This window comes from Streptomyces sp. NPDC018693 (genome assembly GCF_044391385.1).
Lineage (GTDB): Bacteria > Actinomycetota > Actinomycetes > Streptomycetales > Streptomycetaceae > Streptomyces.
In genome coordinates this window covers 165,046-182,110 of record NZ_JBIRZZ010000002.1, presented here as the reverse complement: position 1 = coordinate 182,110, position 17,065 = coordinate 165,046, and the positions used below count along the sequence as shown (strand labels likewise).

The following is a 17,065-nucleotide window of genomic DNA, read 5'->3' as shown; positions in this document are numbered from 1 at the left end:
GATCAGCCGGCGACCGCCTTCAGACCCGCCATCCACGCCTCGACCTCATCAGACCGCCGGGGAAGCCCCGCCGACAGATTCCGGTTCCCGTCCTCCGTGACCAGGATGTCGTCCTCGATCCGCACCCCGATCCCCCGGTACTCCTCAGGCACCGTCAGGTCATCGGCCTGGAAGTACAGCCCCGGTTCGACGGTCAGGCACATTCCGGGCTCCAGGACGCCCTCGACATACGTCTCGGTCCGCGCCGCCGCACAGTCGTGCACGTCCATGCCCAGCATGTGTCCGGTCCCGTGCAGCGTCCACCGCCGCTGCAACCCCAGCTCCAGCACCCGCTCGACGGGCCCCTCGACCAGCCCCCACTCCACGAGCTTCTCGGCCAGCACCCGCTGCGCCGCGTCATGGAAGTCCCGGTACTTCCCGCCCGGCTGCACGGCCGCGATCCCGGCCTCCTGGGCTTCGTACACCGCGTCGTAGATCTTCTTCTGGATCTCCGAGAACCGCCCGCTGATCGGCAGCGTCCGCGTGACGTCGGCGGTGTAGTACGTGTGCGTCTCGACGCCCGCGTCGAGCAGCAGCAGCTCACCGGAGCGCACGGGCCCGTCGTTGCGCACCCAGTGCAGCGTGCACGCGTGCGGCCCGGCCGCGGCGATGGTGCCGTAGCCGACGTCGTTGCCCTCCACGCGCGCGCGGAGGAAGAACGTGCCCTCGATGTACCGCTCACTCGTCGCCTCGGCCTTGTCGAGAACCCTCACCACGTCCTCGAAGCCCCGCACGGTCGAGTCGACGGCCTTCTGCAGCTCGCCGATCTCGAAGCCGTCCTTGACGAGCCGCATCTCGGAGAGGAAGACGCGCAGCTCCTCGTCGCGCTCGGCGGTGACCTTGTCGGTCAGCGCGGCCTCGATGCCGGCGTCGTAGCCGCGCACGACCCGCACCGGACCGGCGGCCTCACGCAGCTTGTCGGCCAGCTCCCGCACATCGGCGGCGGGGATGCCGTACAGCTTCTCCGCCTCGCTCAGCGAGTGCCGCCGCCCGACCCACAGCTCGCCCTGGCCGGAGAGCCAGAACTCGCCGTTCTCGCGGTCGGAGCGCGGCAGGAGGTAGATCGTCGCGGTGTGGCCCTCGCCCTGGGGCTCCATGACGAGGACGCCGTCCTCCGTCTGGTTGCCGGTGAGGTACGCGTACTCGACCGAGGCGCGGAAGGGGTACTCGGTGTCGTTCGAGCGGGTCTTCAGGTTGCCCGCCGGGATCACCAGGCGCTCGCCCGGGAAACGCGCGGACAGCGCGGTGCGCCGGGCGGCGGTCTCGGCGGCCTGCGCGATCGGCTGCAGGTCCCGCAGCTCCGTGTCGGCCCAGCCGGACTTCATGTTCTCGGCAAGCTCGTCGGACACGCCCGGGTACAGGCCGTTCTTCCGCTGCTTGATGGGCTCCTCGGTCTCCTCCGGGGTCTCCGGGGTGAGCTCCTCGGCCACGGTCATCCTCCTCGATACGGCACTGGACCCCCTCCATCGTACGGTCGTACGGAAGGGGGCCCAGGGGCGAAAGACCTGTTACAGGGTGTTTTGCGGGGTGGTCGAGCACACCTGTTATGACCATGACCGGAAGCCCGTTATGAGTACTCGGTGGCGGCTCGGTGGCGGCTCACTCGAAGCGAGCCGCCAGCAACACCACGTCCTCGTCGCTGTCGGCCTGATCCAGCCCGTCCGGCAGCACGGTCCGCAGCACATGGTCGGCGATCGCGTCGGGGTCGTGGCGCAGCCCCCTCGGCACTCCGGCGGCCGCCGCGTGCAGCCGGGCGAACGCCCGGTCGACGGGCTCCCCGGTCCGGTGCAGCAGCCCGTCGGTGTACAGCAGAACCGTCTCGCCCGGCTCGGCCGCCAGTTCCACGCTCGGCGCCTCCCAGCACGCGAGCATGCCCAGCGGCGCGGAGACGGTGGTCTCCACGAACTCCGTGCGCCGCGTCCCCACCAGCAGCGGCGGGCAGTGCCCGGCCCCCGCGAGGGTGATCTTGCGCGGCGCGGGCTCGCAGTAGGCGAACAGCGCGGTGGCCGAGCGGGCGGGCTCGGTGAGCCGCAGCAGCAGCTCCAGGTCGGACAGCACGGCGACCGGGTCCTCGCCCTCCATCACGGCGTACGCCCGCAGGCTGGCCCTCAGCCGTCCCATCGCGGCGACCGCGCTCGGGCCGGAGCCGGTGACCGAGCCGACCGCGAGGCCGAGCGCCGCGTCCGGCAGCGGCAGCGCGTCGTACCAGTCGCCGCCCCCGCGCGGGCCGGTGCGGTGCCGGGCCGCCAGCTGCATCCCGGCCACCCTCGGCAGGCGCGCGGGCAGCAGTTCCTCGGCGATCGTCGCCATGCACGCGCGTGTGCGCTCGACCTCGCGGAGCCGGCCCAGGTGCTCGACGGCGTAGCGGATGTACAGCCCCGCCAGGTGGCGCCGGCGCTCCACCGGTTCGGCGGGCTCGTCGTACAGCCAGACGGCGGCGCCGAGGCGGCCGGCGGACTCGCCGGTGAGGGGGAGGGCGTAGCTCGCGGCGTAGCCGAGACGGGCGGCGACCTCGCGCTGGCGCGGGTCGAGACCGTCCTCCGCGAACAGGTCGGGCTGGGCGATCTCGCTGTCCCCGCCGGGCAGTCCGTCGAGGATCCGCCCGTACGACAGCGCGCTGCGCGGCACGGTCTCCATGGTCCCGAGGTCGGCGCGGCCGAGGCCGAGGCCGATGGTGGTGTCGGGGCCGAGTCCGTCGGCGGGTTCCAGCACGACCAGACCGCGCCGGGCGCCCACAAGGGCGGCGCCGGCGCTCAGCAGCTCTTGCAGGGCGTCGTTCAGGGAGTTCGTACGGGCCAGGCGTTCGGTCAGCTCGTGCAGCGTCGTGAGGTCCGAGACCCAGCCGGCGAGGCGGTCCTGGAGGAGGGCACCGGGGTCGTTCGGTGGGGGGACCGGTGCGGTACCCGTGGCCGTGGGCGCGGGCGCGACAGTGTGTGCGGGCGAGGGAACCGTTGAATCGATTCCGGCCACTTTCGGAGGGTGAGGGGCGTTCATGGTGTCCGGCTCTCGGACCGGTGCGTATTGCTCAAAAGCATCGCAAACCCCCATGTCATTCTGCACCGCTAGCAGTGTCTCCACATGTACACGCACTCGTGAGGGGATGTCCAGCATTGTCCTGCGGGGATTCCTGGTGTCCATGGGTAACCGGATCACTTGCCGTACGGGCCTTGCGCAAAGGCAAAGTTGGCTTAAAACTGCCTCGGGTAACGCGTTATTGCGGTCGACTGGCCTTGCTCCACGGAGCGTCACAGCGGTCGTGATGGGTACGTACTCGGAGAAGGCCAGGGGCGGTTGACAGCCGCCCGGAACCTGGTGGCGGACCCGGGCGTCTTAGCCACCGACGACCGCGCCCCATCCTCCCGTGCGGAGGCGAAGAGAAATACGCGGGACGGCAAAACGCCAGACTTCGCCACCCCACGCCACGCCCATGCTTTTGACAGACGCGGCATGGACGAGGCTGCGGCAGAGGCAGCCAAACGCTCGACCCATAGGGGTTCTCCTTGCCCACGGCAGGGGTGTGATGCGCCAAAAGGTACGCACAGTGCAGTGATCGACACATGGTGTGATGTGGCCCACGGTGTTGCCAGCGGTGCAACGGAAAGGAACGAGCGCTCATGCGCGAGATCCTCGGAAGGCGACGCAGGCTCCTGCGCGGTGACGGGAAGCCTGGGTTGATCAGCGCGGCCCTGACCTATGCGACGGAATGGCGGTGGCCCGTACTCCCGGGCGTGGCGGCGGACCCGCAGGAGAACTCCCGCTGCGGCTGCCCGGACCCGGAGTGCGCGGTGCCCGGCGCCCACCCCTTCGACCCCGGCCTGCTCGCGGCCACCACCGACGCCCGCATGGTGCGCTGGTGGTGGACCAACCGGCCGGCCGCCCCGATCGTCCTGGCCACCGGAGGCAAGGCGCCCTGCGCCGTCAGCCTCCCCGCCGTCCCGGCATCCCGCGCGCTCGTGGCGCTGGACCGCCAGGGCATGCGCCTCGGCCCGGTGATCGCCTCTCCGAACCGCTGGGCGATCCTGGTGAAGCCCTACTCCATGGAACAGCTGGGCGAACTGCTGTACGCCAAGGACTTCGTCCCCGGCTCCCTCCGCTTCCACGGCGAGGGCGGCTATCTCGCCCTGCCGCCGTCCGAGACCGGCCAGGGCGCCATCCGCTGGGAGCGCGCCCCGCTGCCCGGCTCGGCATCGCCCTGGGTGCCCGACGTGGAGGCCGTGGTGGACGCGGTCGTCGACGCCCTCACTCGTACGGGTGTGAGCGCGCCCGAGTTGTAGGGGTGTCGGGCGCGCGCGGGGCGGAACGCGCGGGCCGGCTGGCTATCTTCCGCCTATGAACCTCCGTCTGCCGGCCCTCGGCGCCGTGGCGGCCTGCGCGATCCTGGTGCCGCTGGCGGCGGCGTCCGCGGGGCGGGTGGGCGGCGGGAGTGACGCGAGCGACACGGCCGTACGGTCCGACCGTACGGCCGTTCGTGTGCCGCGGCCCGAGTCTCACAGGCTGCTGGACCCCGGTCTGGCCACCGCCGCCCGCTGCGGCCCCGAGCTGGCCTCCCCCGACGGTGTCGAGGCGCAGACCTGCGTCCTCACCCAGGGCGCGGACACCTGGGCGCGCACGTACTACCGCAACGCCACCGGACGCGCCCTGGACGCCGCGCTGAGCCTGATGGGGCCGGGCGGGCGCACGGTGCAGATGTGGTGCACGGTAAGCGCTCACGACGAGCCGGCGAGCTGTGAGACCCCACGGGAGCCGACACGGGGGGCGCCGGACCGGTACACCGCGGTGGCGGAGTTCGCGGACACCGCGCCCGACGCGCCCCTGCTGCTGCGCTCGGGGAGCAACTCCGGCTCGGACACGGGGAGTTGACGCCCGCCGCCGTTGTGTACACGCGGCCGGGCACGGAAAGACCCGGTTGCTGGCGACGGGGGATGCACCAGCAACCGGGCTACTGAAAAGGTAACAAGAGATCGGCCCCAAGCAAATTCGATCTCTCGTTTTCCGTCGGCTTTCCGGACACCCGCTGAGCGGCGCTTTCTGGCTCCGACTCGCCTTGCGCACACGGCAGTTGTGAGCGGAGTCACCTCCTCCGGCCGACCTGCCGGTGTCGGCCGGGCGTCAGCTGAGCGTGACCTGCCGGTTGGTGAGCCCGCCGCGCGCGCGGCGCTCGTCGGGGGTCAGCGGCGCGTCCGACGCCAGCGCGGCGGCCAGCCGCTCGGCGAACTCGGCGGCCGGCTTCTCGATGTCGTCCGCCGAGACCCCGGTCGGCAGGTCCCAGACCGGAACCGTCAGGCCGTGCGCCCGGAAGGAGCCCACCAGGCGGGTGCCCTCGCCGAGGCCGGACCGGCCCGCCGCGTGCCGCCGCGCCAGCGCGTCCAGAAGCTGCTCCTCGGGGTGCGGCATGACCCAGCGCAGGTGGTTCTTGTCCGAGGTCTCGCACCAGTACGCGGCGTCCACGCCGGACAGCTTCACTGTCGGGATCGCGGCCGCGTTGGCCCGCTCCAGGGAGGCGGCCACCTCCGGCGTCGCGTTCTCCGAGTCCGGCACCCAGAACTCGAAACCGCTGTGCACGACCGGCTCGAAAACGCCCTCCGGGTCCAGCAGGTCCTGCAGCCGCGGACCGTCGGCGGGCGCCCGGCGGGCCTGCACGGGGGTGCCCGGCTGTGCGGCGAGCGCGCGCTGCAGCGTGTCGGCGAGGTCGCGGCTGATGTCGCCGGACGACGTGTCGTTCTGCAGGCCGAGCAGGACCGAGCCGTCGTCGCGGCGCAGGGCCGGCCACGCCATCGGCAGCACGGTGGCGAGCGTGACCGACGGGACGCCCTCGGGCGGGCCGTCCTTCAGCGCCAGCTCGACCGTGGCCGCCGGGACCAGCTCACGCAGCGCCACCCAGTCGCACTCGCCCGGCAGCCCCTCGAACGGACGCTGCACCAGCTCGGTCACCGCGTGCGCGGCGGCCCGGCCGTGGCACGCCTTGTAGCGCCGGCCGCTGCCGCACGGGCAGGGCTCACGGGCACCGACGACCGGCACGTCTCCGTCAGCGCCTCCGGCGCTGGCCCCGCCGGTGATCTGCGGCCGCTGGGCCTTCGTCTGGGGTCGCTTCTTGGCCATCTGGGTGTCTCCCGGGTGCGGCTCGTCTGGTACGCCGGGAGCCTAGCCGCTCCTACGGAAAGTCACCGGACCCTGTGGACAACGCGGGGCGAGTGGTCGAACTAGTCGAGATCCTCGAACGCCTCTGCGAAGTCCAGCTCGGGTATCGACGCCACCGACGGGGCGGTGATCCGGGAGGCGAAGTCGTCGCGGCGGCAGACGGCGTCCGGGTCGTGCACATCGGCGTGGACGACGACCCACACCGTGACCTCGCCGTGGATGTCGTCCCGTACGCCCCAGTCGTCGGCCAGGGCCGTGATGATGTTCAGCCCGCGGCCGCCGTGCGCGGTGACGGACGGGGTGGCCGGGGCGGGGCGGGTCGGGCCGCCGCCGTCGGTCACCTCGACGACGAGTCGTCCGCCCGGGTCCACGCGCCATGCGGCCCGGACGTCGCCGTCCCCGGCCAGGGCGTCGCCCAGCGGCCGGCCGTGCTTGCAGGCATTGCTCAAGAGTTCGGACAGGATCAGTACGGCATCGTCGATGACCGCTTCCGACACCCCGCCGCTGCGCAGCTGTTCGCGCATGCGGTGTCTCGCTTCCCCCACGCCCGCAGGGCCATGGGGTACGGCCATGCTCGACGACGTGGGCACCTCCTGTGCCACCACCAACGCCACCCCCGAGACCTCCTTCGCCCCACGCCACGGTGTGGATGCCCCATTGGCCTGTACCGGAAACCGGCCAATCCATGTCCGGTGACGCATTCGCACCGATCGATTACGGATCGAACGCGCCGGAGCACTCCCCGTGAGGAAGCGGCTGGAATTCGATGATGTGGCCGAAAGCTGTGGATACGGAGAATGGTGGAGGGTTCGTGTGGGGGTCAAGGGGTGTGCGTGGGACTTGACGACGCTTTTGGGACTTCTGTGACGTGTGGGGACGGAGGGTGGAAGGTGGCGGACGGAGGGTGACGAGTCATGTGCGGAGCTGGCGCAGCACCGCGCGCGGGCGGTTGGTGATGATCGCGTCGACGCCGAGCTCGACGCACCGGGTGACGTCCTCCGGCTCGTTCACCGTCCAGACGTGCACCTGGTGACCGTTCCGCTTCAGGCGCTCCACGTACGTGGGGTGACTGCGCACGATCCGGATCGAGGGGCCCGCGATGTCGACCCCGGCCGGCAGTCGCCCGTCGCGCAGCCGCGGCGAGACGAACTGCATGAGATAGACCGTCGGCAGGGTCGGCGCGGCGGCCCGCACCCGGTGCAGCGAGCGCGCCGAGAAGCTCATGATCCGCACCGCCGACTCGGCCGGCGTGGCCGGCGCGTCCAGCCCGAACCGCTTCAGCAGCACCAGCAGCCGCTCCTCGACCTGCCCCGCCCAGCGCGTCGGGTGCTTGGTCTCGATCGCCAGCTCCACCCGACGCCCGGCGTCCGAGACCAGCTCCAGCAGCCGTTCCAGGGTCAGTACGGAGGTGTGCTCCTCGTCCTCCGGGCGGAACTCCCAGTCGGGCTCCTCGTCGCGCGTGCGGACCGCCTCCCGCGCCTTCCAGGAGCCGAAGTCCAGCGCGTTGAGGTCGGCGAGCTCCAGGGCGGAGACCGCGCCGCGGCCGTTGGAGGTGCGGTTGACGCGGCGGTCGTGCACACAGACGAGGTGTCCGTCCGCGGTCAGCCGCACATCGCACTCGAGGGCGTCCGCGCCGTCCTCGATCGCCTTGCGGTACGCGGCCAGGGTGTGCTCGGGGGCGTCCTCGGAGGCGCCTCGGTGAGCGACGACTTGGATGGGGTGCTGCTGCCGTGCGTGGGTCACCGCGTCATGGTGCCACTCGTGAGATGTTCCTAAGAAGCGGGCATAATGCGCTGAATGTCCGCCATAAAGACTGGCTTCACACCCACAGCCACCGCTTATGGTGCTCTGACGGCCCGTGGGAAAAGCTGAGGCGTACACCAGTACAAGCATGCACATGCACAGCTGCAGCGCGCCGGGTCGACGACAAGCGCGAACGGGCGTGATCCAGTGCGACCCAGTGCGACCGACGAAACAGCCGTGGATCGAGGAGAGAAGCTGTGAGCACCGAGAACGAGGGCACCGCGGTACCCCCCGCCCCGTCTGCACCCCCCGTGCCGGTGGAATCTCCCGCGGCTGCCGCGCAGACGGACCCCTCCGTGGCGACCCCGTCCGACACGACCGCGCACGAGCCTTCGGCTCCGACGACACCGCTTCCCACGGTGACGCAGGGTGCGGAGGCCGACGCGGCTTCCGACGCGGCGGTTCGGGACGGCGCGGCGGAGGGCGCTGAAGCTGCGGGTGGCGCGGGTTCGGCCACGTCGGCTGAGAGCGCGGCGGCCCCGGGCACGCCCGCCGCGAGCACCCCCGCGCCGGGCACCGCCGAGGCAGGCGCTCCCGGGCCGAGCGCCGCCGAGGCGGGCTGGCCCCCGCCGACCGCCGCGCAGGCGTCCACGGCGCCGCAGTACCCGGCGCCGGGCGCGGCTCCCGACCCCGCGAACGCCGCCGCCCATGCCGGCCAGGCGCCCCAGGGCGGCCCCGCTCCCCACTACGGCCCCCCCTCCGCCGCCGCTCCCCAGGACGGTCCGACCGCGCCCCACTACGGCTCGACCGCCCCCAACTACGGCACCCCGAACGGCCCCCACGGACCCCAGCCGGGCCCCACCCCCTACGGCGCAGCCGCCGACGGCGCCTGGCCGCCCCCGGCGCCGCACCCGGGCGCCCCGTCCTACGGCGACGGCAGCCCCGGCGCCCCGGTTGGCCCCGGTGCTCCGGGAGCCGGCTGGGGCGGCGGTGCCCCGTACCCCCAGCCGCCCGTGCCGAAGCGGAAGTCGGGCCGGGGCGGCCTGATCGCCGCTGTCCTGGTGGCCGCGCTGGTCGCGGGCGGCCTGGGCGGCGGCCTCGGCTACACGCTGGCCAAGAACGACGAGGGCACCAGCTCCACCACCGTCTCCGCCTCCGACTCCGGCGGCTCGGTCAAGTACGCCCCGGGCACGGTCGCCGCGGTCGCCGCGAAGGCGCTGCCCAGCACGGTCACCATCGAGGCCGAGTCCAGCGGCGGCGAGGGCGGCACCGGGACCGGCTTCGTCTTCGACACCGAGGGCCACATCGTCACCAACAACCACGTCGTCGCGGACGCGGTCGACGGCGGCAAGGTGACGGCGACGTTCGCCAACGGCAAGAAGTACGACGCGGAGGTCGTCGGCCACGCGCAGGGCTACGACGTCGCCGTCATCAAGCTGAAGAACGCCCCCTCGGACCTGAAGCCGCTCCCCCTGGGCGACTCCGACAAGGTGGCCGTGGGCGACTCCACGATCGCGATCGGCGCCCCCTTCGGCCTGTCCAACACGGTCACCACCGGCATCATCAGCGCCAAGAACCGCCCGGTGGCCTCCAGCGACGGCACCGGCAGCAACGCGTCCTACATGAGTGCGCTGCAGACGGACGCGTCGATCAACCCGGGCAACTCCGGCGGTCCGCTGCTGGACGCTCAGGGCAATGTCATCGGCATCAACTCCGCGATCCAGTCGACGGGCGGTGGCGGCTTCGGCGGCTCCGGCCAGTCCGGCTCGATCGGCCTGGGCTTTGCGATCCCGATCAACCAGGCGAAGTACGTCGCCCAGCAGCTGATCAAGACCGGCGAGCCGGTGTACGCCAAGATCGGCGCCTCCGTCTCCCTGGACGACTCCGCGGGCGGCGCGAAGATCACCGAGCAGGGCGCGGGCGGCTCCGCCGCGGTCGAGTCGGGCGGCCCCGCCGACCGGGCCGGCCTCAAGCCCGGCGACGTCATCACCAAGCTCGACGACACGGTGATCGACAGCGGCCCGACCCTCATCGGCGAGATCTGGACCCACAAGCCCGGCGACAAGGTCACGATCACCTACGAGCGCGACGGCAAGACCCACACGGTCGAGGTCACCCTGGCCTCCCGCACCGGCGACAGCTGACAACCGAGCCCACCTCCCGCGCCGCCTGCGATCCAGGCGATCGGCGGCGCGGGGTGGGTCGCCGGAGCGGCCCAAGGCACCTGTACCGGGCGTCGTAGCCCGTCCGGTAGAACACGGGGGGGCTTGCGGGGGTGCCGGGCGTCGCAGTCCGTCGCGGTGAACACGAACGCGCGGCCTGCGGCGAGAGCGCGTAGCGCGTGCTCGTACGCCTGCTCACTGTTGGCCCACGCATGCAGTTCCGCATCAGGGCGAGAATGTCCGGCCCGGCGGTGATGAGCGGCGTATCCCGGAAGAACCAGGCCCCGGGGTCCGGGGACAGCAGCCGGGCGCGGGCCGGCATGAAGCGTCCCGCCCGTGGCGGTGAAGTGCAACGGGCCCGGCCGACGGCGAGCGACACATCGATTACTTAGCGTGAGATCAATGTTACTCGCTGTATAAAGATGCAGGTGCCGCCCAAGTCGAAAGGGCGGCCTTGCAAGGGAGATCGCCGTGAAAGCACCCAAACGAGTCCTCGCCGCCGGCCTGTGCACTCTGACGGCCAGTGGCACGATGCTGGCCGCCCTCATCGCCGCGCCCGCGGCGAACGCCAACTCCGCCACCACCGCCACGGCCTCGGCCCGGGCCCCGTTCACCACGAAGCTGATGGTCAACCACAGCGGCAAGTGCCTCGATGTCAAGGACGCGAGCACCGCCGACCTGGCGTCCGTCCAGCAGTGGACCTGCTACAACGCGCCCGGCAACCAGACCTTCATCTTCACCGCTGTTGGCGACAGCCTCAACGACGGCTACTACACCATCCGCGCTTCCCACAGCGGCAAGTGTTTGGACGTCACACAAGGGAGCCAAGCCAACGGGGCGAGGGTTTACCAGTGGCACTGCAATGGCCAGCCGAACCAGGAATGGAAGCTCGTCCAGCGGCCCAACGGCTACTTCAGTCTGGTCGCCCGCCACAGCGGCAAGTGCATGGAGGTCGCGGGAGGGAGCCTGGCCAACGGGGCCGTCGTGGTCCAGCAGACGTGTGCCAGCGACCGGCCCTGGCAGGAATGGAAGCTCCTCTAGTTCCGTACTTCGCGGGTAGCTCGTTCAGAAGTCTTCTGCTTACCGATCAGCGGGCTTGTCTGGTCGAAAAGGGCTCCTGATCGGGTGATCGCGGCAGGGCGGTGCACGAAGGCCAGGGCCCCTTGGTAGTTCGGAGGTGTGATCCCGTCCGAGCGGTCCCAGGAGGCCCTGTCGCCGTCACGGACGTGTGACTGTCTCGTGCACCGGTTCGGGAACGCGGCGGACCGGCCGGACCGCATCCCGTGCAACGGCTCGGACATGACGGAGACTTCACGCCGTTGTCAGCCACGTAGCGCACAGCATCGATCTGCCGGTGGCAGTAGCCGCTCAGGCCGGCCGTCCCGCCCTTCCAGCCATGCTGGACCAGGCAGCGATTCCCGCCCCACCTGCCACTCTGCGGGCGAAACTGCAGGTGGACTTCCTGCCGCCGACCGGAGTTCATGCCCACCCAGCCCGAACCAAACGATCACGTTCGGAAAGCGGACGGCGTCTGAGGGCGGATGCCACTCAATCGTTCTCCGCGCCTCCGCCACCCCCTGGCCCGAGGCTCGCACCAGCCGGATCAGGCCGACAGCACATCAACGCCGCGGGTCGCTCCCGCGATCGGGGATCACGGTCCTGGCCCCCGCGAACCGCGCCGGGCCGGTACGCTGTACCCGCTCCGCCCCTGGTGGGCCGGGGCGAGGTGGGTTGCCCGAGCGGCCTAAGGGAACGGTCTTGAAAACCGTAGGGACGTGAAAGCGTCCCCGTGGGTTCGAATCCCACCGCCTCCGCAGGTCAGAGACGTTGCAGGTCAGAAGGGGTGTCCCTCAATGAGGGACACCCCTTCTACGTGGGGCCTGTCTCACCTTGATCCGGCCCTGTTGCGTTGTGGATCAGTGCGTGTGGACCAGGCGTGGACCACCATTCGGCTTGCCTGGAAGCCATTGTTGCTGACCATGCGACGGTTCGCGGTTCCCTCGCTGAGGGGAGCACCGGCTAGCCTGCCGGGTGACTGTTGAGGTGGCCAGAAGCTCGGAAGCACACGGCAGCCGAGGTGACATGGCCAGATGGAGGGGACTGCCCGTGGAGTTCGCTCGCACGTCGATTGGCCTGCTTGCTGCCTTATCCGTGCCAGCAGGTTTGGGCTGGTTCAAGAAAATGCCCGCATACGGAGTCGGGTTTACTGGCCTTTATGGGGCCGTTGTTTTACTGCCCCAGAGTCGTGATTTCGATGCATGGCTCGCATTGATTGGTCTCATTCTGCTGACCGCGTGTGTGGCCATATTCATGAGGCCGTGGAGTAGCTCCTCCGTGGATTGGAGCTGGATTCCGACGCCGACTATGACTCCGGTGAGATATCTGGCGACAGTCGGGGCTGCTGTGGCGTCGTTCCTTCTGCTGTATCTGGGGTGGCATGCGGCATTGGAACAGATGCGCACAATAGTGGAAGGTGATGATCGATTTTTGATTACCGTTTCTGGTTTGTTATTGGCCGTGTTCGGATTTCAGTTTCTGATCGGCTCAACCGTTGCTCCTCTCATCAGGGAGATTCGGGCAAAGATTGCCTCCGGAGATCTCCCAGGCAGTGTAGAGGAATTCATCAAGGTCGGGCCTCATATTGGATGGGTTGAGAGATTTCTCCTCTTCTCCTTTCTTGTTGTAGGGAGCCCCGAGGCTGCCGCGCTAGTGGTAACGGCAAAGTCATTTGCGCGCGCTCCCGGTGCCAGGGAAGGCGGAAAGCTGGTCGGGGACTATTACCTGATCGGAACACTGGTGAGCGTGGCGGCTGCCCTTGCGGCGTCCAGTATCACTAGGCTGGCGCTCGGTCTATCGCCTCTCTAGGAGGTCCACATGGTGCGCGAACATCCTTTCTTTCAGCAGCTCATGTCGTTGAGCCTTCCGGTAGAAGATTACGTGATCGCTGGAAGTGGGCCTATGTTCGCGCACGGTCTCAGGCGAGATATTGGAGACATCGACGTGGTGGCTGGAAGTGTGGCCTGGAGTAGGGCGCTAGAGTTGGGTCATCCAGAAGCCGCACCGCTGGGATATGCGCAACATGTGGTCTTGTCTGGCGGGGCAATCGAGATCTTGGATGGCTGGTTTGGCTATCCTGTAGACACTTTGATCACGGAAGCTGAAATTATCGAGGGTATCAGATTCATGCCTCTGAGGCGGGTGCTTGAATGGAAACTGAAATTTATGGACAACGGTGTGGGTCGCGAGAAAGATCGGCGCGACATTGAGCTGATACGGCAATATCTGTAATAGGGGCTGGCGTGAAACATTAACTGTCACGCAAGAGTGGGTGCTTCGTGCGAAGCGCCCCCTTTTTTTGGTAGACCGGATCAGAGGGAAGAAGGGTGTTGGTAGCTCAGTCCCCTTCTGTTGCTTCAAGGGCCCGCTCAATCTACCTGTTCGCACCCTGCTGGTTGCGGTGAATTGCCCTTGGCGTAGAAGCGGTAAAGGACCGCGATGCTGTGGCCCGCACGCCGAGCGACCTCGGCCGGGGAGAGGCCGGACTCAAGCCAGAGCGAGACGCCCGCGTGGCGCAGGGAGTACGGCACGTCAGCCAGTGGCGAGGCTGCTTCGGACTCGGTGAGCACAGTGTGCCGGGCGGCCTTCCATGCCTCCCCGTACTCCTTGGATAGAAGGTGGCCACCCTGGGCAGCACGGAACAGCCGGCCGTCCTCGGCGGTGCCGACTCCTTGATGTGTTCGCGGATCAGGCGCACCAGGACGGGCGGGATCGGAACCGGCCGTGTCGCCTTGCGGGCCCGCTTCTTCAGGCCGCGTGTATCGAACGACTCGCCTGTGTCGGTCCACCCGGAGCCGACGCGGGGCGTGCTCGTGGACAGCAGCACTTCTCCCCAGCCCTCTTCGGGCAAGGTGAAGTCTTCTTCCCGGAGATTGGCTCCGCGCTTCGCAATCGCTGAACTTCACAGCCGCAGGCAAGCCCATGTGCCAGGCATCCGCGTCGACAACGTCCAGGCCGTGACTAGAGCGAGGGCCGTGACGAATGGAAGAAGCGTGGCTGAGGCCGGCGGGGGGTTGCTGGAGACACACGTGACGGGTGCTCGTTCGGCGAACCCGCCGCCGTGGCTGACTTTCGGTGGTGCAGGTCAGAACTGGGATGCGTCCGACCGAGCTGCAACAGGGCTCCTCTCCAACTTCGCATTGGAATACGGGGGTTGCCCTCGCACCCGCGTTCGGGCACGCCGACCACCCCGGTACCATCGGCACCGGGGTCCTGACCAGGGATTCCCTGACCGGACCACCCCTGATCGCTGTCCAGGCTGAGGGGTGGTCCGGTCTCTTGTTGCGGGCGCCCGCCGATCGCGGCAAGGGCGGCGAGCGACGGGCGCCAGGGAAGCCGTACGCCCTCTCGGGGGAGCGAGGGCGGCACGGCGGGCTACTGCGGCAGGAGCTCGATTTCGATGGCGAGCGCGCCGAGCGCTTCCTTCTCCGCCGGGTAGATCTCGCGGATGTTGGCGAGCTGCTGCTCGCGGGAGGAGGCCGGGTTGACGTTCGCCGGACCCTCTCCGTCGAGCAGTTCCTCGAACGTCTTGTACTCCGTGACCCGCTTCACCAGGACGTCACAGGTCTCGTCCGTGCCCTTGATGCGGAAGCGGATGATGTCTTCGGCGGTCAGGTCTTCGAGGTGGGGATACTTCACCCGCACCTCGATCGTCTTCTGACCAGCGGCGACGAGGTCGAAGTACCGACGGTAGAGGTTCAGTTCGTGGACGCGCGCGGCGGCAGTTTCCGTCATCGGGCGGGAACGCTCCCAGCAGTTGCAGTGGACATGAGCCGGCCGAGTTCACCGGCCGAGTACGAGCGGAAGAAGTGGCGGGGGTCGGCGAGTAACACGTCCGTCAGACCGAGCAAGCGGTCGACGTACTCACCCAACGAGCCGGGCCACTCACGGGTGTCGAGCATCCACGGGGCCGCACCGTCCGGCAAGGGTGCGCGCCCCTCGCGGATCAGGGACTTGGACAGCTTCGCGCCCGTGTCCGTGACAACCTGGGGGCAGAACAGCCGGGCAGGCAGTTGCCCGCGGGTGAGGCCGACCGCCTGTAGGGCGCCGTCGACGAGGATGCATCCGGGCATCCAGTCGCTGCCCTTGACCATGACGTACAGCGTGCCGACCGCCCCGCTGATCATCAGCTCTTTGACGAGGTTCCGGTAGAGCGTGGCCAGGTCCAGGTAGCCGCCGTCCGCCGGTTCGATGACCACCTCGTACTCGCCATGGTGGAGGCACACGGCCGAGACCGTTGCCCGCTCGAAGCCGTCGTCGCGTACGCGTGTCCGCTCGGCGTATTTCTCGGCCCACCCGCAGCCGGGACGCGGGCAGGGGACGCGGACGTGCGGCACGCCGGACGACGGGGACAGGTACCAGCGGGCAGCGTCCATGCGAGGCAGCACCCGCAGCCAGGTACGCCGGAAGTGGTGGGCCGCTTGCTGCTGGGTGTACGTCTCGACCGAGAACGGCACCTTCAGCCGCTCGGATAGCGCGGTGAACAGCGGTCGGTAGAGCTTGTCGATCTGCTCGGCGATACCGGCCGCGCCGAGGGCGTGAGCATAGGCGCGCTGGTAGCGGTGACCGCTCTCGTCGTCGGTGACGATGGCGTACGGGGCGTTGTCCAGTGCGCCGAACTGCACCACGGCCGGGACGCCGAACCGGTCGCGGATGCGGGCCGCCGTGGCGAAGGTGAGCGATTGGACCAGGGACGTTCCGATGTGCGGGGCTCCGTTGATCTGCGTTCCCACCACGAACACGATCCGCTCGGGTTCCGCGTTGACGATGTGCGGCCTGAGCAGATCTTGCGCACTGGTGAGCGCGTTGGCGAGCACGGTGTTCGGCGATACGGGATAGGTGGTCACCGCGTCTTCCCCTCGGTAGATGGGCAGGACTGCGCCGCAGAGCGGCGGGTGTGCTTCAGCGGTCGAGTGGGGACCCGCCCCCGCGCTGGGGGGAACCAGGAAAAGCGCGGGGGCGGGAGTCATCGGAATGTGCGCCGCCCTCGTGGTCTTCGATGGCGACCAGTCCCCGCCGGGGAGGGGGGTGGGCACCGGGCGGGGACGGGAGCTTGCGGGGGCGCTGGTCGGCGGGTGGGCAGTGGATACACGCGGAGGGAGTACCGGGCGTCGAAGTCCGTCACGGTGAACATGAACGCCTGGCCCGTAGCGAGGGAGCGCAACGCGTGTTCGTAGGCGCGGTCGTCGTCTGCCCACGCACGCAGGTCTGCGTCAGGGCGAGGAACGTCCGGGCCAGCGGCCGTCAGGGGCGCTTCGCGAAGGAACAGAGCACCCGGGTCCGGGGACAGCAACCGGGCGAGGCGTTGAGCTTCCGCGCGGAGCCAGCGAGCGGCGAGCCGCGGGGAGCGGCCACGGTAGGTGGCGAGCAGAACCTCACGGGAGCCGCTGAGATCGTGGGCGGTCGCCTCACAGCGGAAAGCGATGGGCGACCGCATCGAGGCACGTGCAGAGGCCGGCGGGGCGAGCATCAGCACGGCCGGACTCACCGCGCATGCTCCCGTGCCGATTCCCTCGCGGCGATGAGCTGTGTGAACTGGATGGAGTACAGCTCAACTTGCGCCGGGGTGAGCACGAGCACCGTCTCGCAGGTGCCGCCGTCTTCGTAGTGGACGGTTACGGGCAGCGCGGCCTGCTGGGCGCGGTGGTCGTAGATGGCGTCTCGCCGCATCGGCGTGACGTGCGTGACCGGGACCGGCACGGGGCGCAGTGTGGTCCCGTCCGACTTGGCACGCCAGTCTTCTCCCCCGCCCGGCGGGCGCAGGTGGTACGACGCCGAGGTGTCGCTCGGCAAGGCGACGCATACGCCGATCTTTCCACCCTTGGCGAGGTCGAGCGCCAGGTCGCCGAGGCGGGGGTGGAACGGGGTGCCAGCGCTTAACTCGGCGCCATGGGCGGGAAGTTGCTTCGCGGTTCGTTCGGCCATGC

The 17,065-nt window shown here is 69.5% G+C and carries 14 protein-coding genes and 1 tRNA gene; 7 read left to right on the top strand and 8 right to left on the bottom strand.

Translation table 11 applies throughout. The features are described 5' to 3' along the window. Positions 1 to 2: 2 nt before the first annotated feature. Entirely contained in the window at positions 3 to 1,475 is a 1,473-nt protein-coding gene (locus ACH5AC_RS05145) for an aminopeptidase P family protein (RefSeq protein ID WP_398860251.1), read from the bottom strand. A gap of 163 nt (positions 1,476 to 1,638) precedes the next feature. After that, positions 1,639 to 3,150 (bottom strand): PP2C family protein-serine/threonine phosphatase, encoded by a 1,512-nt coding sequence (locus tag ACH5AC_RS05140; RefSeq protein WP_398860904.1) that lies wholly within the window; start codon positions 3,148 to 3,150, stop codon positions 1,639 to 1,641. Between the two features lie 503 nt (positions 3,151 to 3,653). Between ACH5AC_RS05140 and ACH5AC_RS05135 the strand changes: the two genes are divergently transcribed. Continuing rightward, on the top strand, positions 3,654 to 4,313 hold the full coding sequence (locus ACH5AC_RS05135) for a bifunctional DNA primase/polymerase (RefSeq protein ID WP_398860250.1): 660 nt from the start codon (positions 3,654 to 3,656) through the stop codon (positions 4,311 to 4,313). A 55-nt stretch (positions 4,314 to 4,368) separates the two neighbouring features. After that, on the top strand, positions 4,369 to 4,899 hold the full coding sequence (locus ACH5AC_RS05130; protein WP_398860249.1) for a hypothetical protein: 531 nt from the start codon (positions 4,369 to 4,371) through the stop codon (positions 4,897 to 4,899). Positions 4,900 to 5,148: 249 nt separating this feature from the next. On the opposite strand, the gene ACH5AC_RS05125 is transcribed toward ACH5AC_RS05130, so the two are convergent. From ACH5AC_RS05125 to ACH5AC_RS05115, 3 genes are all read right to left on the bottom strand, one after another. Continuing rightward, positions 5,149 to 6,138 carry a DUF5926 family protein gene (locus tag ACH5AC_RS05125; RefSeq protein ID WP_398860248.1) on the bottom strand — a complete coding sequence of 330 codons (990 nt, stop codon included), beginning with the start codon at positions 6,136 to 6,138 and terminating at the stop codon, positions 5,149 to 5,151. Between the two features lie 101 nt (positions 6,139 to 6,239). Continuing rightward, positions 6,240 to 6,878: an ATP-binding protein gene (locus ACH5AC_RS05120; RefSeq protein ID WP_398860903.1), complete on the bottom strand. Its 639-nt coding sequence runs from the start codon at positions 6,876 to 6,878 to the stop codon at positions 6,240 to 6,242. 211 nt (positions 6,879 to 7,089) lie between these two features. Then, complete coding sequence (locus tag ACH5AC_RS05115; RefSeq protein ID WP_398860247.1) at positions 7,090 to 7,920, bottom strand: glycerophosphodiester phosphodiesterase; 831 nt, start codon at positions 7,918 to 7,920, stop codon at positions 7,090 to 7,092. Positions 7,921 to 8,177: 257 nt separating this feature from the next. Here ACH5AC_RS05115 and ACH5AC_RS05110 point away from each other — a divergent pair, with 257 nt between their 5' ends. The 5 genes from ACH5AC_RS05110 to ACH5AC_RS05090 all read left to right on the top strand — a co-directional run bounded on the left by ACH5AC_RS05110 (position 8,178) and on the right by ACH5AC_RS05090 (position 13,370). Continuing rightward, positions 8,178 to 10,064, top strand: a complete 1,887-nt coding sequence (locus tag ACH5AC_RS05110; RefSeq protein WP_398860246.1) for a trypsin-like peptidase domain-containing protein — start codon at positions 8,178 to 8,180, stop codon at positions 10,062 to 10,064. 489 nt (positions 10,065 to 10,553) lie between these two features. Beyond that, the gene (locus ACH5AC_RS05105; RefSeq protein ID WP_398860245.1) at positions 10,554 to 11,123 is read left to right on the top strand and encodes an RICIN domain-containing protein; all 570 of its coding nucleotides are present in this window, start codon (positions 10,554 to 10,556) and stop codon (positions 11,121 to 11,123) included. 682 nt (positions 11,124 to 11,805) lie between these two features. Further along, positions 11,806 to 11,896, top strand: a tRNA-Ser gene (locus ACH5AC_RS05100). Between the two features lie 292 nt (positions 11,897 to 12,188). Then, entirely contained in the window at positions 12,189 to 12,947 is a 759-nt protein-coding gene (locus tag ACH5AC_RS05095; protein ID WP_398860244.1) for a hypothetical protein, read from the top strand. Positions 12,948 to 12,956: 9 nt separating this feature from the next. Continuing rightward, entirely contained in the window at positions 12,957 to 13,370 is a 414-nt protein-coding gene (locus tag ACH5AC_RS05090; RefSeq protein WP_398860243.1) for a hypothetical protein, read from the top strand. A 1,143-nt stretch (positions 13,371 to 14,513) separates the two neighbouring features. Here ACH5AC_RS05090 and ACH5AC_RS05085 read toward each other — a convergent pair. The 3 genes from ACH5AC_RS05085 to ACH5AC_RS05075 form a co-directional block, all read right to left on the bottom strand. Continuing rightward, on the bottom strand, positions 14,514 to 14,873 hold the full coding sequence (locus ACH5AC_RS05085; protein WP_398860242.1) for an ASCH domain-containing protein: 360 nt from the start codon (positions 14,871 to 14,873) through the stop codon (positions 14,514 to 14,516). Next, positions 14,870 to 15,985 carry a hypothetical protein gene (locus ACH5AC_RS05080; RefSeq protein WP_398860241.1) on the bottom strand — a complete coding sequence of 372 codons (1,116 nt, stop codon included), beginning with the start codon at positions 15,983 to 15,985 and terminating at the stop codon, positions 14,870 to 14,872. The genes ACH5AC_RS05085 and ACH5AC_RS05080 overlap by 4 nt, the downstream gene beginning before the upstream one ends. A gap of 637 nt (positions 15,986 to 16,622) precedes the next feature. After that, positions 16,623 to 17,063: a hypothetical protein gene (locus ACH5AC_RS05075; protein ID WP_398860240.1), complete on the bottom strand. Its 441-nt coding sequence runs from the start codon at positions 17,061 to 17,063 to the stop codon at positions 16,623 to 16,625. Positions 17,064 to 17,065: the final 2 nt, after the last annotated feature.